We start from the raw sequence: 23,956 nt of genomic DNA on the forward strand, positions 1-23,956 counted from the left end.
TGTGCAGTGTTGATCGGTGAGGTGGCACGACGGTCCGGCGTCAGCGCCCGCATGCTGAGGCACTACGAATCGCTCGGCCTGGTGCGGCCAACTGGCCGTACCGGAGCCGGCTATCGAGAGTATTCCAGCGAGGACATCCGGCTGATCTTCCAGGTCGAGAGCCTGCGGTCACTGGGGCTGTCGCTGCGTGATGTCCGGCGCGCGCTCGACGATCCCGCCTTCACACCCTCGGGTCTCGTCGATGACCTCGTCAGCCAAACGCGCAGACGGATCGCGGGCGAGATGGAGTTGCTCACGCGACTCCGCCGGATCGGTGCGGCGGAACCCGCCGACTGGGAGGACGTCCTCCAGATCGTCGCGCTCCTGCAGGCGTTGGGATCGGAGAGCGCGGGGAGGCGCCAGCGCGCGGCCCTGTCCTCGGTCGAAGAGGCTCCGGTACCGGTGGAGGCGTTGGTCGAGGCGGCGCTGAACGAGACGGACCCGAACGTCGCCGGGGCACTTCGCTGGGCTCTGGCGCAATCGGGCGACGGGGGATTGGCCCTGCTGGCGGAGGGCCTCGGCTCACCAGAGGTCGAGGTGCGGAAACGCGCCGTTCAGGCCATCGCCGAGATCCCGACCGCGACCGCGACCGCACTGCTGCAGGGCGCCCTCGCGAACCCCGACATCGCGGTCCGCAGGTATGCGGCCCTGACGCTCGGGCCACGGGGAGTGGCCGACGCCGTCCCGACGCTCGTCGACATGGTCGTCGAGGAGGCGAATGATGTCGACGCTGCCGATGCGTTGAGCACGCTGGCGAGTGCTCCCGCGTTGGCGGATCAGATCGCGACCAGGCTCGTCGACCGCCTCGCCCACGGACCCGTCGAAGCGTCCGCCCGCCGACGGCTGGCACAGGCCCTGGCGGACATCCCGGGAAGCACCGCGGCGCGTGCCCTCGTCGACCTGGCACAGGACGACGACCGTGGAGTCGCGCTCACCGCGACCTACATTCTCCAGCTACGCGCAGACACGTCACCCTGAACGAGGGCCGGGCGACACCGTGGGAGGGGGCAGCCCACGCCCACGGCCCACGCGCCACCACGGGGCCGTCCACGTCTGGGGGTCCAGGCGGCTGATGGCCGAGGTAACGAGGGTGGGTCTGAGTGCCTTTGGAGCTGATGTCGCAAACGATTCAGCCGCGCTGGTTGGCGTCGTCGGTTCACACGTCCGCCGTCCTCGCCCGGCCGGCGATGTCGCAGACGATTCAGCTCCAAAGGCAACGACCGGCACACCCCTCACCGACGGCGTCAGTCTCGACAGAGCCGGGCCGGCGGGGGCAGAGCGCCGTCTACACCGCCGTCCGGCCAGCTCGATCATGGCGCGAGCGTGAAACGGGTCCAGGTGGTCGCGTCCGTGGTGAGGAGAAAGTGGTCCGGCTCGCCGGTCGACCCGTCGTCGCTGCCGAAGAGCCAGGCGTACCCGGGTGCCACGCTGACCGAGCCGACGAGCGGACCGTACTCCCGGGCGACAGTGAAATGCCTCCCGTCGTCCCTGCTGACCAGGAGTCGCGCGAGGTTGTCGGATCCGGTGCCTTCACCCGAGGTGATGGCGAAGATCGATCCGTCCGATCCCAGCGTGAGGTCCCAGTGGGCCTGCGGCGGTAGCTTCGCGCCGGTGTCCGTCCAGGTCCTCGCGCCGTCCGTGGTCCGCAACAGCCGCATCGAGCCGCCCGTCGTCGGCGATTCGGTCAGCACGTACCCCTCCCGGTCATCGAGCCCCACTACCGCCACCACGCTCGCGTCGCCCCCCGCCTCCCAGCTGGTCCAGGTCGCGCCTCGGTCGACACTGCGGGCGACCGTCGCGCCCGAGGCCCTACCCATCTGGTACGCCGCCCAGATGGCGCCGTCCGCGGCCGGATAGAGGGCGAACAGTGGACGCCACGACGGCCCGCTGGCGGTGAGTCGGTACACGGTCCCGCTCGACGGATCCACCGCCAGTGGCTCCGACAGCGCCCCGCAGCCGAAGCCACAGAAGACCGGCCGGGCCGCCGTCGGGAACCTGGGTACGGCGACGATCGCGGTCTCCCCGTCCCGCCAGGTGCGGCCGTAGTCGGTGGAGAGGCGGAGGAACCCGGTATCGCTGACCAGGTAGGACCGATCACTGAGCACGGAGAACTCGATGCGACTGTCCACCGTCCCGGTGGAGCTGGCCGCACACCGGGTGCCCTGGAACCGGGCCGCGTCCCAGTCCGACCAGCTTCGGCCGCGATCGCCCGTGAACGAGAAGCGCAGGTCGCAGCCGTCCCGCCGTACGTCGACTCCGGACTCGGGCCCGGTCAGCGTGAAGTCGCCGGAGTACGTCGGGGACAGTTCCGCCGGGGCCGGCGGGTCCGCCCGGTCCGGCCCGGCGACCAGCGGTACGACGGTCAGCCCGGCCACCGCGACCAGTGCGGTCGCCACCAGCGCGACCGACCGGTGTCGGCGGGACCGGGCGGTGGTGCGCAGCTCGTCGAGGGGAGGCTGCCGGACGGCGTCGGTGACGGTGTCCACGTCAAATCCGGAGAACTCACGACCGGACATCGATCCTCCCGGGTTCCGTAGTGTGGGCGGTGTCGGGGGTGTCGGCGAGCAGGGCTGCCAGGGCGTGCCGGCCCCGGGACAGCCGGGACTTCACCGTCCCGGCTGACACGCCCAACGTGGCGGCTACCTCGTCCACCGGCAGGTCGACGAGGTAGTGCAGTGCCAGGGCGTGCCGCTGCCCCTCCGGCAGTACGCGCAGCGCGGCGAGCAGGGCGAGGTGCTCGGGCGAGTGGTCGGCGACGGCCGGAGGCGGGCCGATGCGGCGCAGCAGGCCGTCGAGCACCTGGCGGCGCCGGAACCGGCTGCGGGCCCAGTTTACGGCGACGCGGCGCAACCACGCCTCCGGGTTCTCCAACCCGGCGAATCGCCCAGGCGACACGAGTGCCCGGGTGAACGCCTCCTGGACCGCCTCCTGCGCCTCGGTCAGGTCACCGGTCACCGCGTACAGCTGGACCACCAGGCGCCGGAAACAGTTGGCGTAGAGCTCGGAGATCAGATCACCTTCGGACACCGTCACCCCCTTCTCCATGACACCCACCAACGGGCCGGGCAGAAGGTTCCGGTGGCCGGCCAGAATAATCCGACCGGCGATATTCCCCTGTCGGCGCGGTACGCGTACCACGCAGAATGCTCGTCGTGGCGAAAGAGCACGTGTTGGCGAAGGTGGATGCCGACCTGCGGCGAGGGCATGTCCACCCTGCGATGCAGCGGCTGGCGAGCCTGAACGCCGCGTACCCCGATGACCTGGAGTTGCGCGCCCGGCGTGCGGCCCTGTACCGGCAGGTGGGCAACGTGGCCGAGGCCGGGCGGTGGGGGTTTCTCAGCGAGGAGGCCACCGCCGAGGAGGCCGCCGCGTTCGAGCGGGCCTACCCGGGTGCCTGGCAACGCCTGCTCGTGCTGAAGGTGACCGCCGACCCCAGCGACCGGCTCGGGCCGCTGGCGGGCGCGCGGCTCCGCCGCCTGGTCGAGCAGGCTGGTGAGGAAGGCCCCGCCCCGGTCACCTGGGTGGACGTCGGCCCCCGGCCTGGGGAGCCCAGCTCGTGGCTCGACGAACTGGGCTGCCTGGTGGCGGCGGTGTTCGGGCTGATCGCGGTGGCGCTGGCCGTCGTCGGCCTGATCACCGTGATCCGTTGGGCGCTGTAGGCGCATCGGACGTTCTATCGCGAACCGGGCGCATCAGGCGGGCGTACCGCATAGCGTCACGGTGGCGGCGGCGCGCCGCTCCGTCGGCGCGCTGGCGGTCACGCCCACCCGAAGGGACCGGACATGGACCGTGTCGACAGTGTGCTCCTGCCGGAGTTGGACGGGCCGGTGCCGGCGACGCTGCCGAGCACGCTGGGCCTGCTGAGTCTGGCGCTGGGCGTCGGTGCCCTGGTCGCGCCCGGACCCCTCGCACGACTGACCGGGGTGGACGACTCCGCGGCCGCGCGCATGGTGATCCCGGCCGTCGGCCTGCGGGAGTTGGGCAGCGCCGCCGGCCTGATCAGCGGCCGACGCCCGGCCGGCTGGGCGTGGAGCCGGGTGGTCGGCGACGCCATGGACCTGACCCTGCTCGGCCGAGCCCTCGCAGACCACGGCGGTGAACGGCGCCGCCGCCTGACACTGACCGCCGCCGTGATCGCCGGCATCACCGCCGTCGACGTCCTCGCCGCCGTACGGATCGGGCGGGCCCAACGGGCCCGGGCGCGGATGATCCGGATGGAGATCGCGGTGACGGTGAACCGGTCACCCGCCGAGGCGTACCGGTTCTGGCGGGACGTCGAGAACCTGCCCCGGTTCATGGCCCACCTGGAGTCGGTACGCGCCGACGACCTGCGCCGCTCGCACTGGATCGCTCGCGCCCCGGCCGGGCAGCGCGTCGAGTGGGACGCCGAGATCATCGACGACCAGCCGAACAAGGCGATCACCTGGCGTTCGCTGCCGGGGACCCGGGTGCCCAACGCCGGACGCGTCCGGTTCGTGCCCGCACCCGGCGACCGGGGCACCGAGGTCCGGGTGGAGCTGCGGTACGCGCCGCCCGCCGGCGCGCTCGGCCGGGCGGTGGCGAAGCTCTTCGGTGAGGAACCCGAGCAACAGGTCCGTGACGACCTGCGCCGGTTCAAGCAGGTGCTGGAGGCCGGTGAGGTGGTCCGGTCCGAGGGCAGCCCCAACGGCATTTCCGTACGCCAGCAGGCCATGCAGCGTCCCGCCCAGCCGCTGCCGGCGTCCCGCCGCTGACCGCCCCAGCTCCGAAAGGGACCGAGAATGAAGGCCACCGCCTGGATGGGCACCGACAGCGTCAAGGTCATCGACGTACCCGATCCGAAGATCATGAACGCCCGGGACGCCATCGTCCGGATCAGCACCACCGCGATCTGCGGCTCTGACCTGCACCTCTACCACGGCTACATCCCCGCGATGCGCAAGGGCGACATCCTCGGCCACGAGTTCATGGGCGAGGTGGTCGAGGTCGGCCCGCAGGTGCGCAACCTCAAGCCCGGTGACCGGGTGGTGGTGCCCTTCCCGATCTCCTGCGGACACTGCTCGTCCTGCCAGCGCGGCCTCTACTCGGTCTGCGAGAACTCCAACCCCAACGCCGGCATCGCCGAGAAGATCATGGGTCACTCGCCGGCCGGCATCTTCGGCTACTCCCACCTGCTCGGCGGGTACGCGGGCGGTCAGGCCGAGTACGCCCGGGTGCCGTTCGCCGACGTCGGCCCGGTCAAGGTGCCCGACGAGGTTCGCGACGACCAGGCGGTCATGCTCGCCGACGTGTTCCCGACCGGCTACATGGGCGCCGAGATGTGCGACATCAAGCCCGGGCAGGTGATCGCCGTCTGGGGCGCCGGGCCGGTCGGGCTGTTCGCCGCCGCCAGCGCCCGGCTGCTCGGCGCGGAACGGGTGATCGTCATCGACCGGTTCCCGTACCGGCTGCGGCTGGCCGAGGAACACGTCGGCGCCGAGACGATCAACTATGAACAGGCTGACGTGCTGGACACACTCAACGAGATGACCGCCGGCCGGGGGCCCGACGCGTGCATCGACGCGGTCGGCCTGGAGGGACACCACGGCAACGCCGCCATGTACGCGTACGACCGGGCCAAGCAGGCCGCCCGGGTCGAGACGGAACGGCCGTTCGCGCTGCGCCAGGCGATCCTCGCCTGCCGTTCGGGAGGGGTGGTCTCGGTCGTCGGCGCGTACGGCGGTTTCGTCGACAAGTTCCCGATGGGCGCCTTCATGAACCGATCGCTGATCATGCGGACCGGTCAGTGTCACGTCCAGCGCTACACCCGGCCGCTGCTGGAGCGGATCCGGCGCGGTGAGATCGACCCGAGCTTCATCGTCAGCCACCGGATGCCGCTGCGCGACGCCCCGAAGGGCTACAAGATCTTCCAGAAGAAACAGGACGACTGTACGAAGGTGCTGCTCACGGTCTGACCGGGGACGTCCACGCGGCGGCGTCGCGTACGGTGGCGGCCGACAATCGGAGGCATCAGGACCCCCTCCGGGAAGGGGCACCCGTGTCGGTCTACCGCCACCCAGGCACCATCATCACCGACCACCGTTTCCAGGTACCGCTCGACCACGCTGACCCGGCCGGAGAGCGGATCGAGGTGTACGCCCGCGAGGTCGTGGCCGCCGGCAAGGAGCGCGAGCCCTTGCCGTGGCTGCTCTTCCTGCAGGGCGGCCCCGGTGGCCGGTCACCCCGCCCGGTGGGCAGGGACAACTGGCTGGACCGGGCGCTGGACGACTACCGGGTGCTGCTGCTGGACCAGCGCGGCACCGGCCGCTCCACCCCCGCCGACCGAAACACGCTGCCGCTTCGGGGCGACGCGGCCGCCCAGGCCCGGTACCTGGCGCACTTCCGCGCCGACTCGATCGTCCGGGACTGTGAACTGATCCGCCGGGAACTTCTCGGCGAGGACGGTCGGTGGAGCCTGCTCGGCCAGAGCTACGGCGGCTTCTGCACCCTCACCTACCTGTCGTACGCGCCGGACGGCGTCCGCGAGGCCTTCGTGACCGGCGGTCTGCCCGGTCTGCGCAGCACGGCCGACGATGTCTACCGGGCCGCCTACCCACGGGTGCGGCGCAAGGTCGAGGCGCACTACGCGCGCTACCCGCAGGACGTCGAGACCGTCCGGGCCGTCGTGCGACACCTGCGGGAGCGGGAGGTGCGTCTGCCCGGCGGTGGACTGTTGACCGCCGAGGCGTTCCAGGCCATCGGCATCATGCTGGGTACCGGCAACGGGTCGCACGCTCTGCACTACCTGCTCGAAGACGCCTTCCTGCCCGGGGTGCCCGGTCAGCAGCTCTCCGACCCGTTCCTCGCCGAGGTCCAGGGCCACCTGTCGTACGCGGGCCGCCCGCTCTACGCGCTGCTGCACGAGTCGATCTACGGCCAGCGTTCGGTGACACCGCGCGCCACCGGATGGGCGGCCGAGGCGGTACGGGCCGAGTTCCCGGCGTTCGACGCCGACCGGGCGTTGGCGGAGGACCGGCCGGTGCTGCTGACCGGCGAGATGATCTACCCCTGGATGGTCGTCACCGACCCTGCCCTGGCCCCGCTGGCTGAGGCGGCCGAGCTGCTCGCGCGGCGCACGGACTGGCCGGACCTGTACGACCCGGAGCGGTTGGCCCGCAACGAGGTGCCGGTCGCCGCCGCCATCTACCACGACGACATGTACGTCGACACTGACGATTCGTTGGCCACCGCGCGAGCGGTACGCGGTCTGCGCCCCTGGATCACCAACGAGTACGAGCACGACGGCCTGCGGGTAAGCGAGGGCCGCGTCCTCGACCGCCTGATCCGTCTGGTTCGCGGCGAGCTGTGAGGCCCTGCCCGCCCGATGACACAAAGTCCGGGTCGACACGTGACCCCGTTTGCGGCCAGGGAGCCTGGGAACTCGCCCCGTTCGTCCGCCGGCAGGCCTGACGGCCGGTCGAGGAGACGGAAGGAGCGGGTCATGGAGTACGAGCAGATGATCGCCACGGTACGGCGGCGCGCGGGCCTCGGGGAGAACGAGGCCGTGCGGTCCATACAGGCCGTCCTGTCGGTGCTCGGCGAACGGCTCGCCGGACAGGAGGCCGACAACCTGGCGGCACAGCTACCGGATCGGCTGGACGCATCCGTCACCCGTAATCCTCAGGGTCGCCGGTGGGACGTCGGTGAGTTCCTGAAGCACGTCGGCGACCGGGAGCAGGTCGCGGACGCGGACCAGGTGCGTCAACACGCCCAGGCGGTGTTGCGTACCGTCGCCGAGGCGCTCAATGACGACGAGCGGCACGACCTGCTCGCTCAGCTTCCCGGCGGCATCATCGATCTCTTCGGCGTTCCCACCCCGCGCGGCTGAGCACCGCCCCGGCCGCAACCGGCGCGGAGCAGGTCAGCGTGGGGTCAGGTCTTGCGGACCGCGCTGGTGAAGCCGGCGATGAAGAGGGTGGCGAAGCTCCAGGCGAACAGTTGCAGGAGCCAGCCGGCAATGGTGAGAGTCTGACCGGCGGCGGTGTCGGTCGGTTGGCAGCGATCCCGGGCACCGGTCTTGAGCAGTGGAGCGCCGAGGTCGAGGCCGACACCGATCTGGTCGATGCTCGTGCAGGCGGCGGCAGCGCCGCTGGTCAGCGGCTTCTGCGCGAGGCCGCCGTGGTGGCCGCCGACGACGCTGAGCGCGACGGCGACGGCCAGTGTGGCGAGGAGCAGGAGCAGGGCCCGCCAGGGCTGGTAGCCGTAGCCGAGGGTGATCCCGGTGAGGCGACCCCAGGCGCGTTCGGCGGCGCTCAGCCCGGCGCGGTGGAGCTGGTCACGGCGTTGGGCGATGAGGATGGTGCGGGCGTCACGGTCATGGCCGGCGGCTCGGTAGGCGGCGGCGAGATGCTGGTAGGGCTGGGCGCTGTAGCGGGGCGTGTGCTCGCGCAGCAGGGTCAGCCAGTGCCGCAGTGACGCCGGTCGCGGCAGCCCGCTGTAGGTGAGCCCCTCCAACTCGACGAGCGGTCCCGGGCCCGGTGCCGTACGGGCCACCCGATCGGTGTCGAGGCGGAGGGTTCCACCGACCCGGGCCCCGGCCAGCACCAGCACCACCGCCTCGTCACCGCCGCTGGTGGCACTGAACCCGTCGTCCAGGAGCACGTCCTGGTCGACCCGAAGGCCGTTCAGGTCGACGGCGGGGCCGATCGTGTTCTCCAGGCGCGCCGCGCCGCAGGTCAGGAGCCCACCGATGTGGGCGCCGGCCAGGCCGACGGCGCCCCACGCACTGGCGCTGCTGGCGGTGAAGCCACGATCCAGGGCGACGTCCCGGTCGACGGTGAGGCCGTCCGCGTCGAGGACCGGTCCGGCGGTGTTCGTGAGCCGCGCGCCGCCCGCGCTCAGCGACCCGATGTGCGCGCTGATGAGCCGGATGGTGCCCTGCGCGCTGGCGCTGGTGGCGCTGAAGCCGTGCGACAGCAGCACGTCCTGGTCGGCTCGGAGGTTGTCGGCGTTGAGCGCCGGGCCAACGGTGTTCTCCAACCGTGCCCCACCGCAGTTGAGCTGGCCGCCGATGTGGGCGCCGAGCAACCGGACGGTGCCGCGCACGCTGGGGCTGGTCGCGGTGAAGCCGTCATTCAGGAACACGCTCTGGTCGACGGTGAGGCCGTCGGCATCCAGGGCAGGTCCGGTGCTGTTCGCCCACCGCGCGCCGCGGCAGTCCAGTGTGCCGACGCGGGCGGCGGCGAGACGAATGGCGCCGGCCGCGGCGTCGGCGCTCACGGTGCTCCGGTCGAGCGAGAGCGCCCAGGCCGCACAGCGCGTCGCCTCCAGTGCCGCATCCGCTGAGTCGGGCGCCTGCTCGATGCGGCACCCACTCAGGGCGACCGCCGACAGGCGGGCGTTGCGAAGGTTCACGCCGTCGGGCAGCAGACAGTCGCGCAACTCCAGCGCCAGGTCACTGGTGACGTTCTCCAGGTCGATCCGGCCGACGATCCGGGCCCCGCGCAGCCGCAGACCGTGCGGGTCGGGTTCGCTGACCAGCCGGCCGCGCACCAGCTCACGGATGACCGAGGCCGAGATCGCGTGGTCATCGCCCCAGGAGCGCATCGCCTCCTCGTCGACCGGCCTGTCACCGACCAGATCAAGCACCTCGCCGCGGGCGACGGACTCGATCAGTCGCTGCTCCGCCGGACTGTGCGTCGCGCCGTTCGCATCTCGCACCCGCTGGGCGCCCACCGACGTCATGGCACCCATCATCGACGACAGGTGCGCCGAGCGGTCGGCGCCGTGGGGCGGCTCGTCCGGAAGACTGTCGACCTCGCCCCGCCCGGAGGCTAGCGGGGACGGACTCCGGGCTCCACCGTCAGGGTCCCCGCCACGGCATCGATGGTGGCCCGTGAACCGAGCGGAACGGTGAGCTGGCCATTGCCATGCCCCAGTCGGAGCCCACCGAGGACCGGCACGCCGAGGTCGTAGAGGCGATCCCTCAGCACCGCCGCCGCGTCCCACTCGTCGGGTCCGCCGACGCTGTTGGTGATTTGGCCGATGACCACCCCGGCGACCCTGGTCAGCACGCCCACCCGGCGCAACTCGGTCAGCATCCGGTCGATGCTGTACGGAGCCTCGTCCACGTCCTCGAAGAACAGAATGGCGCCGTCGAACTTCGGGGCGTCGTCGGCGCCCAGCGAGGTGGAGATCAGGGTGAGGCAGCCCCCGAGCAGGGGACCCGTCGCCCGCCCCGGCACCAGCACGGCGGCGGCCGTCTCGGCGGGATCTCGGGAGATGGTGACGGGGGCCGTCGTCATCACCGCCCGGCGGAGCGACTCGGCTGACTCTGGGCCGGTGCGGCTGTCGCTCCAGTTGACCATCGGGCCGTAGAAGGTGGCCAGCCCGGTCTCGCGCCAGAGCCTGCCGTGGATGCTGGTGATGTCACTGAACCCGACGACCACCCGGGGGTCGCGCCGGATGCCGGCCACGTCGATCTGATCGACGATCCGCTGGGTGCCGTAGCCGCCACGGGCGGCGAACACACCACGGACTCCGGGATCGTTGAGCGCGGCGTTCAGGTCGGCCAGCCGCTGCGCGTCGGTGCCGGCCAGATAGCCGTACCTGGCGAAGACGTGCGCGCCCAGCTCGACCTCCAGGCCCCAGCTTCGCAGGATCTCGATGCCGCGCGCCATGTTCGCGGGGCTGGGCGTGCCTCCGGGAGAGACGACCCGGACCCGGTCCCCGGGAACCAGGGCCGGCGCGCGCAGCACCCGCTTCGGGCCGCCCGGCGCCGCCTGCGCCGCCTCGGCCGTCCCGACGAGCAACGCCCCGCCGGCAGCCGCAGCTCCGGCACCCAGCACGTGCCGTCGGGACAGGGCTTGGCTCGCGGACCTCGGAGTCGGGGTGCGGTCCGTTCCGGAAGTGGTCACAGGCGGTCCCCTCGTTGACGTCGATGTCCGCGCCGCACCAGCCTACGACAGACATCGATGAGTTGTGGGGCCGCGAACGGTGGGGCCGGCCGGGGGAGCGACGCCCGGTCAGGGGATGGGCCACTCGTGCACCGGCCGGTTGCTGTGCATGAGGTCCACGTAGTGGCGGACCACCTCGCGCAGCGCCGCCGGCCGGTCCAGGTGGTCGGCGGACTCCAGCCGGTGCAGCGTCTCCACCTGCCAGCTCGCGCCGTTGCGGCTGGTCAGACAGCGCTGCTCGATGACGCCGAGCAACCGGTCGCGTTCGCCCGGGTCGAGCCCCCACCGGTCCAGGCCGTGGTGCGCCAGCGGCAGCAGCCGCCGCAGCACCAGCTCGGTGACCGGCAGGTAGCCCAGGCCGGGCCAGAAGACCTGCGCGTCGATGCCGTGCCGGGCGCAGTTGGTGAAGTTCTCCTCGGCGGCGCTGAACGACATCTGTGACCACAGTGGTCGGTCCGACTCGGCCAGGGCGCGCACCAGTCCGAAGTAGAACGCGCCGTTGGCGATGGTGTCCAACACGGTCGGGCCGGCGGGCAGCACCCGGTTCTCCACCCGCAGGTGCGGCCGGCCGCGCGACACGTCGTACACCGGGCGGTTCCACCGGTAGACGGTGCCGTTGTGCAGGCGCAGCTCGGCGAGGTTGGGCACCTCGCCGGCCGCGAGGGCCTGCGTCGGGTCCTCCGGGTCGCAGACCGGCAACAGTGCCGGGAAGTAACGCACGTTCTCCTCGAACAGGTCGAACACGCTGGTGATCCAGCGTTCGCCGAACCAGACTCTGGGGCGTACCCCTTGGGCTTTGATCTCTTCCGACCTGGTGTCGGTGGCCTGCTGGAACAGCGGGATGCGGGTCTCGCGCCACAGCTCCCGGCCGAAGAACAGCGGCGAGTTCGCGCCGACCGCGACCTGGATGCCGGCGATCGCCTGGGCGGCGTTCCAGTAATCGGCGAACTGGGCCGGGCTGACCTGCAGATGGAACTGCGTGCTGGTGCAGGCCGCCTCGGGGGTGATCGTGTCGGCGGTGACCGCCAACCGCTCCACACCGCTGATGGCGATCGGCAGATCCTCACCGCGGGCGGCGAAGATCTGCTCGTTGAGCAGCTTGTAGCGGGGGTTGGCCGAGAGCGTCTCGGCAGTCAGGTGCTCGGGGCGCAGCGTCGGCAGGATGCCGATCATGACCATGTGCGCGCCGATCGCCCGGGCCTTCACCTCGGCGGCGTTGAGGCTGGCCCGGACGCCCTCCTCGAAGTCGGCGGTGCCGGTGCCGGTCAGCCGGCGCGGCGGCACGTTGATCTCGATGTTGAACTGGCCCAGCTCCGTCTGGAAACTCTCGTCGGCGATGGCCGCCAGCACGTCGGCGTTGCGCATCGCCGGATTCGACGCCTCGTCGACCAGGTTCAGCTCGATCTCCACGCCGGTCATCGGCCGGTCGACATCGAAACGCGACTCGCGCAGCATCTCGGCGAAGACATCCAGGCAGCGGCGGACCTTGTCGCGATAGCGGGCCCGGTCTTCTCGACTGAAGGTTCGTACGCTGACGTCCTCGCCCATGGTCACCACCCTGTCACCGCTGGTCCCCCTAACCTCGCACGTCGTCGGCGGGCAGGGGAAGGCCCGATGGTCTTCTCCTACCCAGCCGCCCGCCCTGATAGCCCAGTCAGGTCGCCCCGATAGCATTGCGGCCGGAGAGGTGGTGGGGTGCGGATGCGCGAGAAGGTGACCCGGTTGTTCGTCGCGGCGGCGATCGCCGAGGCCTGCTCCTGGCTGGCCCTGCTGGTCGGCATGCTGGTCAAGTACGGCCCGCCGGGCAATGAGCTGGGCGTGAAGATCTTCGGGCCGATCCATGGCGGCCTGTTCATCGCGTACGTCCTGCTGGTGCTGGCCGTGGCCCGGCTGCACCGGTGGAGCCTGCTGGCCACGGCAGTGGCCCTGGCCAGTGCGGTGCCGCCGTTCGCCACCCTGGCTTACGAGCGCTGGGCCCGTCGCCGGGGGATGCTCGGCGTCGACCGCCAACCGGCCCGCGAGCCCGCCCCGGTCGGCTGAACGGCCGGCCGGCACCCGCCCGGCCGGATCAGGTCAGCACGGCCCAGGCCGCGATGCCGGCCAGCAGGAGCGCGCCCAGGAACGCCTGCAGCAGCAGTGGCGGCCCGAGATGCGACCAGAGCGTCGCGGTACGCGGGGTGAGCAGCTGCCCGGTGGTGAGGTTGACGATTCGCTCGATGCGGGGCGGCAGCTCCGGGTCCCGTTGCGGCCGCAGGGTGAGCTGCACGTGGTCCGCCGGGTGCAGGGCGCTCTGCGGCAGGTGACCGTGCAGCTCCACCTCGCAGAGCTGCCCGGCGGTGTTGCGCAGTCGCACCGGGACGACCAGGTACTCCGGGCCCTGCTTCAACTGCTTCCAGCGTCGACGTGTGCCGCCACCGGCGGAGGAGAAGAGCGAGCGCAGCAGCAGGGCGGGTAGCCGGGCGACCGCCGCCGCGGCGAGCACCGCCACCAGCACCGGCTGACCGATGCGTACCTCCCGCGTGTAGCCGTCGAGCAGGCGGATCAGCCGCCCGGTGACGATCCGCTCCGTCGGGTGCACGATCCGTCGGGTATCGAGTCCGCTGTCCATCTCCACCACCGAGAGTCCGCTTGTGTTCACAGATCGTATCGACGTCCTGGGTTGAACGACGTGAATGAAACCTGGTCACGGGCTCACGGCTGCGAGGTGACATCCCGGGCGAGGAGGGTAAGCGGGCTGCCGAGCTGGAAAGGGGTCGAGCATGCAGCTGTCCTTCCTGCGCCCGCTCTACGACCGTCCCGGGCCGTGGTGCTCGGTGTATCTGGATGCCTCCGCGGACACGGAGGATGCCAAACCGGCGCTGGACCTGCGCTGGCGTGCCCTGCAGAGTCGGCTGACCGAACAGGGGGCGGACGAGGCGAGCGTCGCCGCGCTGGACCGGGTGATCCGTGGGCACGACCCGATGGTCGGCGACTACGGCCTGGCGGTCTTCGCCAGTCACGGTCGAGTGGTGCTCTCCGAGTACCTGTCCGCGCCGCCACTGCGCGATCTGGCCGCGTACGGGGCACTGCCGCACGTGATGCCGCTGCTCGCCCAGCGTGGCGAACAGGTCGCCTGGGTGCGGGTGGTGGCCGACCGGATCGGCGCCGACGCGATGGCGGTCAGCGCCGGCGGGGTGCCCCGGCGGGCGCACGTCGCCGGAGCGAACGAGTTCCCACTGCGGCGGGCGAAGCCCGGCGGCTGGTCCCAGTCGCGCTATCAACGGGCGGCCATGGAGGCGTGGCACCACAACGCCGGCGACGTGACCGCGGCGACCGTGGAACTGGCCGACCGGGTCGGCGCGGACGTGGTGGTCGTCGCCGGTGACGTCCGGGCCACCGGAATGATCGCCGCGCAGATGCCGGAGCGCTGGCAGGACCTGGTGGTCCGTACCGACGCCGGGTCACGAGCCGGCGGCGCCGACCAGACGTTGCTGGACGACCTCACCGTGCAGACCATCGCGGAGATCGCCGACCAGCGGATCAGCGCCGCCCTGGACAAGTTCGGCGTGCAGGAGGACGTGGGCGCCGGCCTCGACGCGGTGGTCTCCGCCCTGCAACGCAACCAGGTGGACACCATGCTGATCGTCGACGACCCGTCGGCCGACGGCGAGTTGTGGATCGGCGCGGAGGCGACCGAGATCGCCGTCGACCCGGGGCAGTTGGCCGCGATGTCGGTGGACGACCCGCAGCGGGTACGCGCCGACGCGGCGCTGGTCCGCGCACTCGTCGGCACCGACGCGGCACTGACCGTGCTGGGGGCGGACGAGGCACCCGAGCTGACCGACGGCGTCGGCGCGGTGCTGCGCTACGTCGACCCCAGCACGCCGGGGCGGGGCAATGGCTGAGCGCCGCGTGGCGGACCTCGTGGTGGAACGGCTCCTGGCCTGGCGGGTGCCCCGCGCCTTCGGCTACCCGGGCGAGGCGATCGCCCCGTTGGTCGACGCGTTGGACCGTACCGGCGGCGAACCGGCGTTCATCCCGGCCCGGCACGAGGAGACCGCCTCGTTCATGGCCACCGGGCACGCCAAGTTCACCGGCGGCATCGGGGTCTGCCTCGCCACCCAGGGGCCCAGCGCCGTCCAACTGCTCAACGGCCTCTACGACGCCAAGCTGGACAGCAAACCGGTGGTGGCGATCGTCGGGGAGGACATCTCCGGGCCGCTCGGCGACGCGCACCAGGAGATCGGGCTGAGCCGGCTCTTCGGCGACGTCTGCAACCAGTTCGTCCGGTACGGCCGCAGCCCCGAGCACGTGGCGGCGCTGCTGGACCAGGCGTTCCGTACGGCGGCGGCGACCCGTAGCCCGACCTGTGTCGTGCTGCCCCGGCAGTTGCAGGAAGCCCTGGTGCCCGACCTACAGACGTCGGCCGTCGGGGTGGTCTCGGCGACCCCGGGTGAGCCACTGGCCCGGGTGCTGCCGCACGACGCGGACCTCGATGCCGCCGCCCAGCTGCTCAGCGGTGGTCAGCGCGTCGCGATCCTGGTCGGTCAGGGCGGTCGCGACGCCGCCGCCGAGATCATCGAGATGGCCGACCGACTCGGTGCCGGCGTGGCCACCTCACTGCTGGGCAAGCCGGTGCTCGACGAGCGGCTGCCGTTCCACACCGGGGTGCTCGGCGAGGTCGGCACCCCGGCCGCCGCCGAGCTGATGGGTGGCTGTGACACGTTGCTGATGGTCGGCACCAACGACCCGTGGACCGACTACTTCCCGATGCCCGAGCAGGCCCGCACCGTGCAGATCGACATCGACGGCCGAAGGATCGGCACCCGCTACCCGGCCGACGCGCCGCTGGTCGGTGACGCCGCCGAGACGCTGCGGGCGCTGCTGACCCGTGTGCGCCCTCGGAACGATCAGCGGTGGCGCGCCACCGTGGAGAGCTCAGTGGACCGGTGGCGTCAGGTCGCCGTCGACCGGGCTGCCGCGCCCGCGGACCCGGTCAACCCGCAGCTCGTACTCCAGGAGCTGTCCGCCCGGATGCCGGGCACCGGCTCGGTCGCGGTCGACGTCGGGTCGGTCCTCTACTGGTATGCCCGGCACCTCGCCCTGCCACCCGGGGTGAACGCGCAGCTGTGCGGCACCCTCGGCTCGATGGGCTGCGCACTGCCGTACGCGGTGGCCGCCAAGCTCGCCGCCCCGGACCAGCCGGTGATCGCGTTGCTCGGTGACGGGGCGATGCAGCTCAACGGGCTCGCCGAGTTGATCACCGTGTCGCACCACTGGCAGAAGTGGCGTGATCCGCGGCTGGTGGTGCTGGTGCTGAACAACCGGGACCAGAGCGGCATGGGCGGCGGCCGGGAGACGTCATCCGACCCGACCCAGCGCCGCCCCGACGTGCCGTACGCCGGCTGGGCCCGCCTGCTCGGGCTGCACGGTGTGCGGGTGGACCGCCCGGAACTGGTCGGCGCGGCCTGGGACGAGGCGTTGGCCGCGGACCGTCCCTGCGTACTGGAGGCCGTCGTCGACCCGGCGGTGTCGTTGGCGCCGCCGGAGCCGGCGTTCGCCGACCTGCGCGGCCTGTACGCCGACGGTGCTCCCGCCCGGAAGGTCCGCGAACAGGTGGAGGTCACCGCGAACGCCGAGGATCTCGTTTAGCCGCCCTGGCCTCGGGCATCAGTAGCGGCCCGACGACGCTGGAGGTCCCATGTCCGAGCCCGCTGACCGCCGATACGGCCCGGCGACCCTGCCGCGGTCGCGCGGCCCGATCTCCGCGGCGGTGCTCGGCGCTCTGCGTCGGCCGCCGCACGACCTGCCGCCAGACCTCGGCGCCGACCTCGACCCGGCGGACCCGATCACGGACGAGGACCTTCAGCTGACCCTGTTCCTCTGCTACGAGCTGCACTACCGGGGCTGGCGGGGGGTGGACGAGGCATGGGAGTGGCAACCGACGATGCTCGCGCTGCGGGCCCGCGCCGAACGGTCGTTCGAGGCGGCGCTGCGCCGACTGGTCGGCTCGCCGTCGGTGCCCGCCGCCGGGGTGGCGGCCGGCCTCGCCGAGCTGGTCGCGGCCGACGACGGGCCGCCGCTGGCCGCGACGCTGCAACGCCGCGCCAACCTCACCCAGTTCCGCGAGTTCGTCACCCACCGCTCCGTCTACCACCTGCGTGAGGCGGACCCGCACAGTTGGGCCCTGCCCCGCCTCGGCGGCCCGGCCAAGGCCGCCCTCGTGGAGATCCAGACCGACGAGTACGGCAACGGCCGGCTGGACCGGATGCACGCCGAGCTGTTCCGGTGCACCCTGGAGCGGCTCGGCCTGGACATCACCTACGGCGCCCACCTGGACGCGGCGCCCGCGGTGACCCTGGCGACCAACAACCTGATGTCGCTGTTCGGGCTGCACCGACGGCTGCGCGGCGCGCTGCTCGGGCATCTGGCCGCGTTCGAGATGACCTCCTCGCTGCCTAACCGTCGCTACGGCAACGGCCTGCGCCGGCTCGGCTTCGACGAGGTGGCCACCCGCTTCTACGACGAGCACGTCGAGGCAGACGCGGTGCACGAGCAGATCGCCGCCCACGACATGTGCGGTGGCCTGGTCCGCGTTGAACCGGCCCTCGCCCCCGACGTGCTCTTCGGCGCGGCGGCCGGGCTCGCGGTGGACCGGCTGTTCGCCGGGCACCTGCTGGACAGTTGGGCCGCCGGCCGCAGCTCGCTGCGGTCGCCCGCCCCGCCGCCCCTGCCGTCCACCGTGCTGCCGAGCGTCCCCCTCACCGCGACGGCGTCGGCCACCCTGGCCCCGCCGGCCGAGCCCGCCGTGGCCTGACCGGGTCAGCCCTTCGACACGAGGTCGGGTCCGCCCTCGCGGGTGGTGCCCGCGCGGAAGTTGACCGCCTTGTGGGTGCCGTCGCAGAACGGCTTGAGCGCCGACTTGCCGCATCGGCACAGCGCCACCGTGCCCCGGCGCGCGTCGATGCGTTCGCCGTCGGGGGTGACCAGGTCGAAGTCGCCACGGACCAGCAACGGTCCGTCCTCGTACGGGGTGATCGTGGCGGCGGCGGGCTCGCTGGTGTCGTCGGTGCGCATGGCCCCGCAAGTGCCCGCCCTGGCCCCGGCGAAACCCGCGCCACCGTCCCGGGGTGATCGCCCCGGGCCAACCCGCTCCGACCGTCGGCGGCGGATCGTCGCCGAACGCCGGTGATGACCGGCGCACCCCGCTGACCAGCGGAATGTGCTGCCGGGTGGGTGATGCCCCGTTTGAACCCCATCGGGACGGGAAGCCGGGCCGCGTGGTGAGCGAACGAGGCAAGGTGGGGCCGGTGCACAAGGTGCACAAGGGGCTCACGGCTGATGGCGCCGGTCTCGCCGGCGACCGGGTCGTGGCCGCGGGAAGCGCCGCCCGGGTGCTGGTCGGCGCCACCGCCCGGGCGCTGCGGGGCGAGGACTGCGCCGACCTTGGGCACACCGGGCCGACGTCGCGGTTCCCGGGCGCTCCGGAGCCGGTACGCCGCGCCGCGGTCACCCGGGCCGCTGGTCGGGTCGCGCTCACCGTGTCCCAGGTCGACGAGGTGGACGCCGCCCGGGTGGCCCGCTGGTTCGTCGACCAGTACCCCCGCCGGCGCTACCCCGGGGTGCTCATCGGCTCACCGCACGGCGCGGCGGCACACCTCGCGGTGGCTCTCGGCGTGCCGTGGCTGCCCGCCGGCTTCGAGATGACCGTGCACTGGTCCGACGGCGCGGTGGACCGCCCGGCGGACGCCCTGGAGCACGGCGAGGCACTCGCCACCCGGCTGCTCGCCGGCAACGCCGACCTGCACCTGCGCCAGGTGCACTGCCCGGCCAGCCGTGGCCCGCTGACCGGGGCGACCGTGTCGCTGACCGCCGCGTGGAGGGCCCTACCGGCCGCGTACGCGCAGTTCCTGGCCGACCGGCTGGTCCCGGGTGCCCCGGTGCTGCTGGTTCGTGACGCGCGCACCTGGCCGGTGCTGGAGCGCGGCCCCGGCCACAGCTTCCAGGTCGGAAGCCCCGCCAGCGGGCTCGACCCGGTCGACTTCCACCCGGACAGCCACGCGCTGCGGCAGGTGCTGCGCTCCGTCGGCGGCGACGCGGCCCGGTGGGAGCCACCGGAGGTGTCCGTACCGTCGGGTTACGCCGAGCACGGCGTCGACTCGGGCTTCGAGCTGGCCGCGCGGGACTGGTCCGCGCGGCACGAGCACCCGCTGCACCGGGTGCTGGTGCCTCGGCCCGCGGCGCTGAGCGCGGGGGTGGCCGACCTGTACCGACGGTGGCTGCGCGGCGCCGGCAAGACCGGTGACCGGTTGGTGGTGGAGTGCGGCCGGTTGCTCGACCCGTGGCAGGTGGTGCGGGCGGGGCTGGTGCCGTACTGGTGTGAGAACGCCACCCGGCGCAGCGTCGACGAGGCCGAGTGGTGGTTGGCCGGCAGCGAGGCGTTCAGCTCGGTGGACGTGTTGCCCGAACCGCCCGGGGTGCGCTCACCCGCCCTCGCTGGGCTGCCGCAGTGGCTGGCGGTGGCCGGGTTCGGGCGGCGGCGTCGGGCGTTGGACCGGACCACCGCGCGGGGCTACCCGGTCACCTCGGTGCCCACCCGCCGGGCCACCGAGGTCCTGCGTGCCCAACCGTACGACCTGCCCGCGCCGCCCTCGCTGGGGGCCGCCGAGGCGTTGGCCGTGCTCCGCGACAGCGGCGGCCACCAGGGGTTGCTGGTCTCCTGAGGCGGAGCACGCCGAAACTTCCTCGCGAACCCGGGGTCCCGTGATTGAGTACCTACGGAGCGGGAACATCGCTGGCTGCGACGGCCTGATTGCGCTGCGTAGAGGCGGTGTCGCCCGCTGGCATCCCAGTCACTGACCCACTTTTCCGGCCCGGTGCGTGGCTCGACCACGCGCACGACCGGTTTCCCGATCCGGGCGGGGGACCTTCCTGAGGGAGGCGCGGATGTTCGGACAGACGAGCACGACCACGACCACACCACCACCCACCGATCGAGGTCTGGAGGATCTCGACGCGGCGGCACTGGCGTACGCGGCCCGGATCGCCGGGCTCCCGCCGGAGCGGCGGGGGGAGGCCCGGGACGACCTGGTGCGCTTCGCGTTGCCGTTCGCCGGGCGGCTGGCCCGCCGATACCGGGGCCGCGGGGAGCCGCTGGAGGACCTGGAGCAGGTGGCCCGGCTGGGGCTGGTCAACGCCGTCGACCGTTACGACCCGGAACGGGGCTCGTTCACCGCGTACGCCGCGATCACCATCGTGGGGGAGATCAAACGGCATTTCCGGGACCGCACCTGGGGCGTACACGTGCCCCGCCGGCTGCGTGACCTGATCCTCGAGGTGGGGCAGGCCACCGCCGCACTGACCAGCGAACTGTCCCGTGCGCCGTCGGTGGCCGAACTGTCGGCCCGACTGGAGACGCCGGAGGAGGAGATCCTCGCCGCGTTGGAGTCGGCGGCCGGCTACAGCCCGGCCTCGCTCAACGCCCCGGTGGGCGGGGAGAGCTCCGCGGAGTTCGGTGACCTCGTCGGCGAGTCGGACAACGCGTTGGAATCGGTCGACGACCGGGTCACGGTGAGCGGGCTGCTGCACCGATTGCCCTGGCGTGAGCGGCGGATCCTGGCAATGCGCTTCTACGGCAACCAGACCCAGGCGGAGATCGCCGCCCGGTTCGGCATCTCGCAGATGCACGTGTCCCGGCTGCTGTCCCGGGCGCTCACCTGGCTGCGTCAGGCGATGCTCGCCGACGCGCCGCCGCCGTGGCAGAACGGCGCCGCCGAACCCGACCCGGGCAAGACCCGGATCTCGGTGAAGCAGAACGGCGACCGGGTGGTCGTCGAGGTCGGCGGCGAGATCGACCGCGACGGCGCGGACCAGCTGCGCCGGGCCATGCTGGAGGCGGTCACCGGTCAGCCCAGCGAGGTGGTCGTCGACCTGGTCGGCGCGGGCGGTTTCGACGCCGGTGGGATCGCCGCGCTGATGGCCGGGCACGAGGCGGCGGAGCGGACCGGGGTGCCGCTGCGGCTGACCCGGGTCCAGCCCGCGGTACGCCGCTCACTCACCGCCGCCGGCCTGGCCCCCGCCCGGGACTGAGGTCGCCGCCAGCCTCGCACAAGACGACAGGATGAGGGCCGACACCCGGTGGGTGTCGGCCCTCGGGGCATACCCCGGTCAGCGTTCCTCGGGGTTGCCGTCGCTGTGCGGGTGGCGCCAGCGTTCGTGCGGCTTCGGCGCGTCCTCGGCGTCCTTGGGCGCGTCGCTCTGCTCGAAGCTCGGCCGGCGGACGCCCTCGGGCTCCGGCACGTCCACCGGCCGGGCACCGGACCGCGACCCCGGCTGGAAGTCGGTCGCGTCCTGGGCGCCGTGCGCGCCCTCGGCGGCCGGCGACTCCGGGGTGTGGTGTTCCATCCGCAACTCCTCGGCGAAGTGCTGCGGCGGCTTGGTGGTGCGCTGCGGCAGGTCCCGGCCCAGATCGGCGACGAGCGGGCCGTACTTCAGGTCGAAGGCGGGACGCTCGGACCGGATCCGGGGCATCCGGTCGAAGTTGCGCAGCGGCGGCGGGCAACTGGTGGCCCACTCCAGCGAGTTGCCGAAGCCCCACGGGTCGTCCACTGTCACCATCGCGCCGTAACGCCAGGACTTCCAGGCGTTGTAGATGAAGAACAGCGTGGACAGGCCGAGGATGAAGGCGAAGATGCTGGAGATCGTGTTGAGCGTGGTGAACCCGTCGGTGGGCAGGTAGTCGGCGTACCGGCGCGGCATGCCCTCGCTGCCCAGCCAGTGGTGCACCAGGAAGGTGCCGTGGAAGCCGATGAACATGGTCCAGAAGTGCGCCTTGCCGAGCCGCTCGTCGAGCAGTCGCCCGGTCATCTTGGGCCACCAGAAGTAGTAGCCGCCGAAGAGCGCGAAGACCACGGTGCCGAACACCACGTAGTGGAAGTGCGCCACCACGAAGTAGCTGTCGTGGGTGTGCCAGTCGACCGGCGGGCTGGCCAGCAGCACCCCGGTGAGGCCGCCGAGCAGGAAGGTGACCAGGAAGCCGATGGCGAACAGCATCGGCGTCTCGAAGGTGATCTGCCCCTTCCACATGGTGCCGATCCAGTTGAAGAACTTCACGCCGGTCGGCACCGCGATCAGGTAGCTGAGGATGCTGAAGAACGGCAGCAGCACCTGGCCGGTGGCGAACATGTGGTGCGCCCAGACCGTCATGGACAGCACGGTGATCGCGATGGTGGCCAGCACGATCCCGGTGTAGCCGAAGAGCGGCTTGCGGGAGAAGACCGGGATGATCTCGGTGATGATGCCGAAGAACGGCAACGCGATGATGTACACCTCGGGGTGGCCGAAGAACCAGAAGAGGTGCTGCCAGAGCATCGGGCCGCCGGTGGCCGCGTCGAACACGTGCGCGTTGAGCAACCGGTCGGCGGACAGCGCCAGCAGCGCGGCCGCCAGCAGCGGGAAAACGAGGATCACCAGCACGCTGGTGAACAGCATGTTCCAGGTGAAGATCGGCATCCGGAACATGGTCATGCCGGGCGCGCGCAGGGTGAGGATCGTGGTGATCAGGTTGACCGCGCCCAGGATGGTGCCGAGCCCGGAGACGACCAGGCCGACCACCCACATGTTCGCGCCCACGCCAGGGCTGTTCTCGACGCTGCTGAGCGGGCTGTACGCGGTCCACCCGAAGTCCGCCGAGCCGCCCGGGGCGAGGAACCCGCCGACCACCATCAGCCCGCCGAACAGGTACAGCCAGTAGGCGAGCGCGTTGAGGCGGGGGAACGACACGTCCGGTGCGCCGATCTGGATCGGCACGATGAAGTTGGCGAACCCGAACGCCGCGGGCGTGGCGAACAGCAGCAGCATCACCGCGCCGTGCGAGGTGAAGAGCTGGTTGTACTGCTCGGAGGAGAGGAACTGCATCCCCGGGCGGGCCAGCTCGGCGCGCATCAGCATCGCCTGGAGCCCGGCCAGCAGGAAGAACCCGAAGGACGTCAGCAGGTACAGCAGGCCGATCTGTTTGTGGTCGGTCGTCGCGAGAAACTTGATCAACGAGCTGCCGGGGACCGGCGCTCGTACCGCTCCCGGGAAACCCCCGAAACGGGCCGGTGCCAGGATCGCCGGGCCCCGATCGCGACCGGGTTCCGTGGTTACCCGCTTGGGCATGGCTGCTCACCCCGTCGTGACGGCAGAAAGGACGGGCGTGCCTACCCGACCCTCTCACCATGTAACCAGGCCAGAGCGGAAATTTCGGTCAGATCGCCGGTACCGGCGCAAGCACCTCGAACCCTCAGGTGACCGGCAGCATCGCCCAGACAGCCTTACCCTGACCGGCCGGCACGCTGCCCCACCGCTGGGCCAGTTCCCGGACCAGCAGCAATCCGCGCCCGCCCTCGGCGTGCAGGTCCGTCCCGCCCGGCCGGGCCTGGGCGCGGCTGCCGTCCACCACCGCCAGATGCAGGTACGGCCGGCGCAGGGTCACCGTCACCTGCATCGGCGTGCCGGCGTGCCGGACCACGTTGCCGACCAGTTCGCTCAGCACCAGCGCGGCGGGGCCGGACGCGTCGGGCAGGTTCCACCGCGTGCACGCGTCGGTGACCAGTTCCCGGGCACGGCGGCAGGCCTCGGCCACCGGCTCCAGCCGGGTCCGCATTCGCAGCGTGGCCGTCGCGCCGGCCACCCGGGTCGCCTCCGCGCAGTCCGCCGACACCGGGACCACCCGGCACGTGGTCGTCTCGGCCAGCCATCGCGCGGCGACCGGCGACGGGGCGCAGAGCACCACCGGCACGGCCGGCCACTCCTCGGCCCGGCGGGCGGTCGCGGCGAAGACGGACAGCGCCAGCCGGTCCTTGACGTTCACCTCGGCCAGGTCGACCACCAGCGCTTCCGGCTGGTCGACGAGCGCGTCGTTGAGCGCCTGGTGCACCGACCGCATGGTGCCCAGGTCCAGTGCGCCACGCAGCCGGACGACCGCCACCGGTGCCGTGGCGCGCACGTCGCAGGTGATCCGGCTGGACATCGGCGCCCTCGAT

21 protein-coding genes are annotated in these 23,956 nt (G+C 72.1%); 12 read left to right on the top strand and 9 right to left on the bottom strand.

Going from position 1 to position 23,956, the window contains the following annotated elements:
• Positions 1 to 6: 6 nt before the first annotated feature.
• On the top strand, positions 7 to 1,017 hold the full coding sequence (locus tag HNR20_RS29580) for a HEAT repeat domain-containing protein (RefSeq protein WP_184186646.1): 1,011 nt from the start codon (positions 7 to 9) through the stop codon (positions 1,015 to 1,017).
• A 332-nt stretch (positions 1,018 to 1,349) separates the two neighbouring features.
• Here the strand turns inward: HNR20_RS29580 and HNR20_RS29585 are convergent, their stop codons facing one another.
• Together HNR20_RS29585 and HNR20_RS29590 are read right to left on the bottom strand one after the other, a co-directional pair.
• A complete protein-coding gene (locus HNR20_RS29585) occupies positions 1,350 to 2,555 on the bottom strand; it encodes a WD40/YVTN/BNR-like repeat-containing protein (RefSeq protein WP_184186649.1) in 1,206 nt (401 codons plus the stop codon).
• A complete protein-coding gene (locus HNR20_RS29590; RefSeq protein WP_229687243.1) occupies positions 2,542 to 3,072 on the bottom strand; it encodes an RNA polymerase sigma factor in 531 nt (176 codons plus the stop codon). The genes HNR20_RS29585 and HNR20_RS29590 overlap by 14 nt, the downstream gene beginning before the upstream one ends.
• Positions 3,073 to 3,191: 119 nt before the next feature.
• Here HNR20_RS29590 and HNR20_RS29595 point away from each other — a divergent pair, with 119 nt between their 5' ends.
• The 5 genes from HNR20_RS29595 (at position 3,192) to HNR20_RS29615 (ending at position 7,885) form a co-directional block, all read left to right on the top strand.
• Positions 3,192 to 3,698, top strand: coding sequence for a DUF6584 family protein (locus tag HNR20_RS29595; RefSeq protein WP_184186654.1), 507 nt, complete (start codon positions 3,192 to 3,194; stop codon positions 3,696 to 3,698).
• Between the two features lie 123 nt (positions 3,699 to 3,821).
• On the top strand, positions 3,822 to 4,772 hold the full coding sequence (locus HNR20_RS29600) for an SRPBCC family protein (protein ID WP_184186657.1): 951 nt from the start codon (positions 3,822 to 3,824) through the stop codon (positions 4,770 to 4,772).
• A gap of 27 nt (positions 4,773 to 4,799) precedes the next feature.
• Positions 4,800 to 5,972: a zinc-dependent alcohol dehydrogenase gene (locus HNR20_RS29605; protein WP_184186660.1), complete on the top strand. Its 1,173-nt coding sequence runs from the start codon at positions 4,800 to 4,802 to the stop codon at positions 5,970 to 5,972.
• Positions 5,973 to 6,055: 83 nt separating this feature from the next.
• Complete coding sequence (locus HNR20_RS29610; protein ID WP_184186663.1) at positions 6,056 to 7,366, top strand: alpha/beta fold hydrolase; 1,311 nt, start codon at positions 6,056 to 6,058, stop codon at positions 7,364 to 7,366.
• Between the two features lie 132 nt (positions 7,367 to 7,498).
• The gene (locus HNR20_RS29615) at positions 7,499 to 7,885 is read left to right on the top strand and encodes a DUF2267 domain-containing protein (RefSeq protein ID WP_184186666.1); all 387 of its coding nucleotides are present in this window, start codon (positions 7,499 to 7,501) and stop codon (positions 7,883 to 7,885) included.
• 44 nt (positions 7,886 to 7,929) lie between these two features.
• Here the strand turns inward: HNR20_RS29615 and HNR20_RS29620 are convergent, their stop codons facing one another.
• The 3 genes from HNR20_RS29620 to HNR20_RS29630 form a co-directional block, all read right to left on the bottom strand.
• Entirely contained in the window at positions 7,930 to 9,741 is a 1,812-nt protein-coding gene (locus tag HNR20_RS29620) for a hypothetical protein (protein ID WP_184186669.1), read from the bottom strand.
• An 89-nt stretch (positions 9,742 to 9,830) separates the two neighbouring features.
• Positions 9,831 to 10,754: a S66 peptidase family protein gene (locus tag HNR20_RS29625; RefSeq protein ID WP_229687325.1), complete on the bottom strand. Its 924-nt coding sequence runs from the start codon at positions 10,752 to 10,754 to the stop codon at positions 9,831 to 9,833.
• A gap of 267 nt (positions 10,755 to 11,021) precedes the next feature.
• Complete coding sequence (locus tag HNR20_RS29630; protein WP_184186672.1) at positions 11,022 to 12,500, bottom strand: glutamate-cysteine ligase family protein; 1,479 nt, start codon at positions 12,498 to 12,500, stop codon at positions 11,022 to 11,024.
• A gap of 153 nt (positions 12,501 to 12,653) precedes the next feature.
• On the opposite strand from HNR20_RS29630, the gene HNR20_RS29635 reads away from it, so the two are divergent.
• Positions 12,654 to 12,992 (top strand): DUF3817 domain-containing protein, encoded by a 339-nt coding sequence (locus HNR20_RS29635; protein WP_184189278.1) that lies wholly within the window; start codon positions 12,654 to 12,656, stop codon positions 12,990 to 12,992.
• 28 nt (positions 12,993 to 13,020) lie between these two features.
• Here the strand turns inward: HNR20_RS29635 and HNR20_RS29640 are convergent, their stop codons facing one another.
• The gene (locus tag HNR20_RS29640; RefSeq protein WP_184189280.1) at positions 13,021 to 13,569 is read right to left on the bottom strand and encodes a hypothetical protein; all 549 of its coding nucleotides are present in this window, start codon (positions 13,567 to 13,569) and stop codon (positions 13,021 to 13,023) included.
• 142 nt (positions 13,570 to 13,711) lie between these two features.
• Between HNR20_RS29640 and HNR20_RS29645 the strand changes: the two genes are divergently transcribed.
• The 3 genes from HNR20_RS29645 to HNR20_RS29655 are packed head-to-tail and all read left to right on the top strand — an operon-like array spanning position 13,712 to position 17,748.
• Positions 13,712 to 14,836 carry a baeRF2 domain-containing protein gene (locus HNR20_RS29645; protein ID WP_184186675.1) on the top strand — a complete coding sequence of 375 codons (1,125 nt, stop codon included), beginning with the start codon at positions 13,712 to 13,714 and terminating at the stop codon, positions 14,834 to 14,836.
• The gene (locus tag HNR20_RS29650) at positions 14,829 to 16,583 is read left to right on the top strand and encodes a thiamine pyrophosphate-binding protein (RefSeq protein ID WP_184186678.1); all 1,755 of its coding nucleotides are present in this window, start codon (positions 14,829 to 14,831) and stop codon (positions 16,581 to 16,583) included. The genes HNR20_RS29645 and HNR20_RS29650 overlap by 8 nt, the downstream gene beginning before the upstream one ends.
• A 49-nt stretch (positions 16,584 to 16,632) precedes the next feature.
• Positions 16,633 to 17,748 carry an iron-containing redox enzyme family protein gene (locus tag HNR20_RS29655; protein ID WP_184186681.1) on the top strand — a complete coding sequence of 372 codons (1,116 nt, stop codon included), beginning with the start codon at positions 16,633 to 16,635 and terminating at the stop codon, positions 17,746 to 17,748.
• Positions 17,749 to 17,753: 5 nt separating this feature from the next.
• Here the strand turns inward: HNR20_RS29655 and HNR20_RS29660 are convergent, their stop codons facing one another.
• Positions 17,754 to 18,008, bottom strand: a complete 255-nt coding sequence (locus HNR20_RS29660) for a CDGSH iron-sulfur domain-containing protein (protein WP_184186683.1) — start codon at positions 18,006 to 18,008, stop codon at positions 17,754 to 17,756.
• 203 nt (positions 18,009 to 18,211) lie between these two features.
• Between HNR20_RS29660 and HNR20_RS29665 the strand changes: the two genes are divergently transcribed.
• Positions 18,212 to 19,654 (top strand): hypothetical protein, encoded by a 1,443-nt coding sequence (locus HNR20_RS29665; protein ID WP_229687242.1) that lies wholly within the window; start codon positions 18,212 to 18,214, stop codon positions 19,652 to 19,654.
• 223 nt (positions 19,655 to 19,877) lie between these two features.
• Positions 19,878 to 21,020 (top strand): SigB/SigF/SigG family RNA polymerase sigma factor, encoded by a 1,143-nt coding sequence (locus tag HNR20_RS29670; protein WP_184186688.1) that lies wholly within the window; start codon positions 19,878 to 19,880, stop codon positions 21,018 to 21,020.
• Positions 21,021 to 21,098: 78 nt separating this feature from the next.
• Here HNR20_RS29670 and ctaD read toward each other — a convergent pair whose 3' ends face one another.
• Positions 21,099 to 23,090, bottom strand: coding sequence for an aa3-type cytochrome oxidase subunit I (ctaD, locus tag HNR20_RS29675; RefSeq protein WP_184186691.1), 1,992 nt, complete (start codon positions 23,088 to 23,090; stop codon positions 21,099 to 21,101).
• A 124-nt stretch (positions 23,091 to 23,214) separates the two neighbouring features.
• Positions 23,215 to 23,943 carry an ATP-binding protein gene (locus tag HNR20_RS29680; protein WP_184186694.1) on the bottom strand — a complete coding sequence of 243 codons (729 nt, stop codon included), beginning with the start codon at positions 23,941 to 23,943 and terminating at the stop codon, positions 23,215 to 23,217.
• Positions 23,944 to 23,956: the final 13 nt, after the last annotated feature.

The organism is Micromonospora parathelypteridis (assembly GCF_014201145.1).
Lineage (GTDB): Bacteria > Actinomycetota > Actinomycetes > Mycobacteriales > Micromonosporaceae > Micromonospora > Micromonospora parathelypteridis.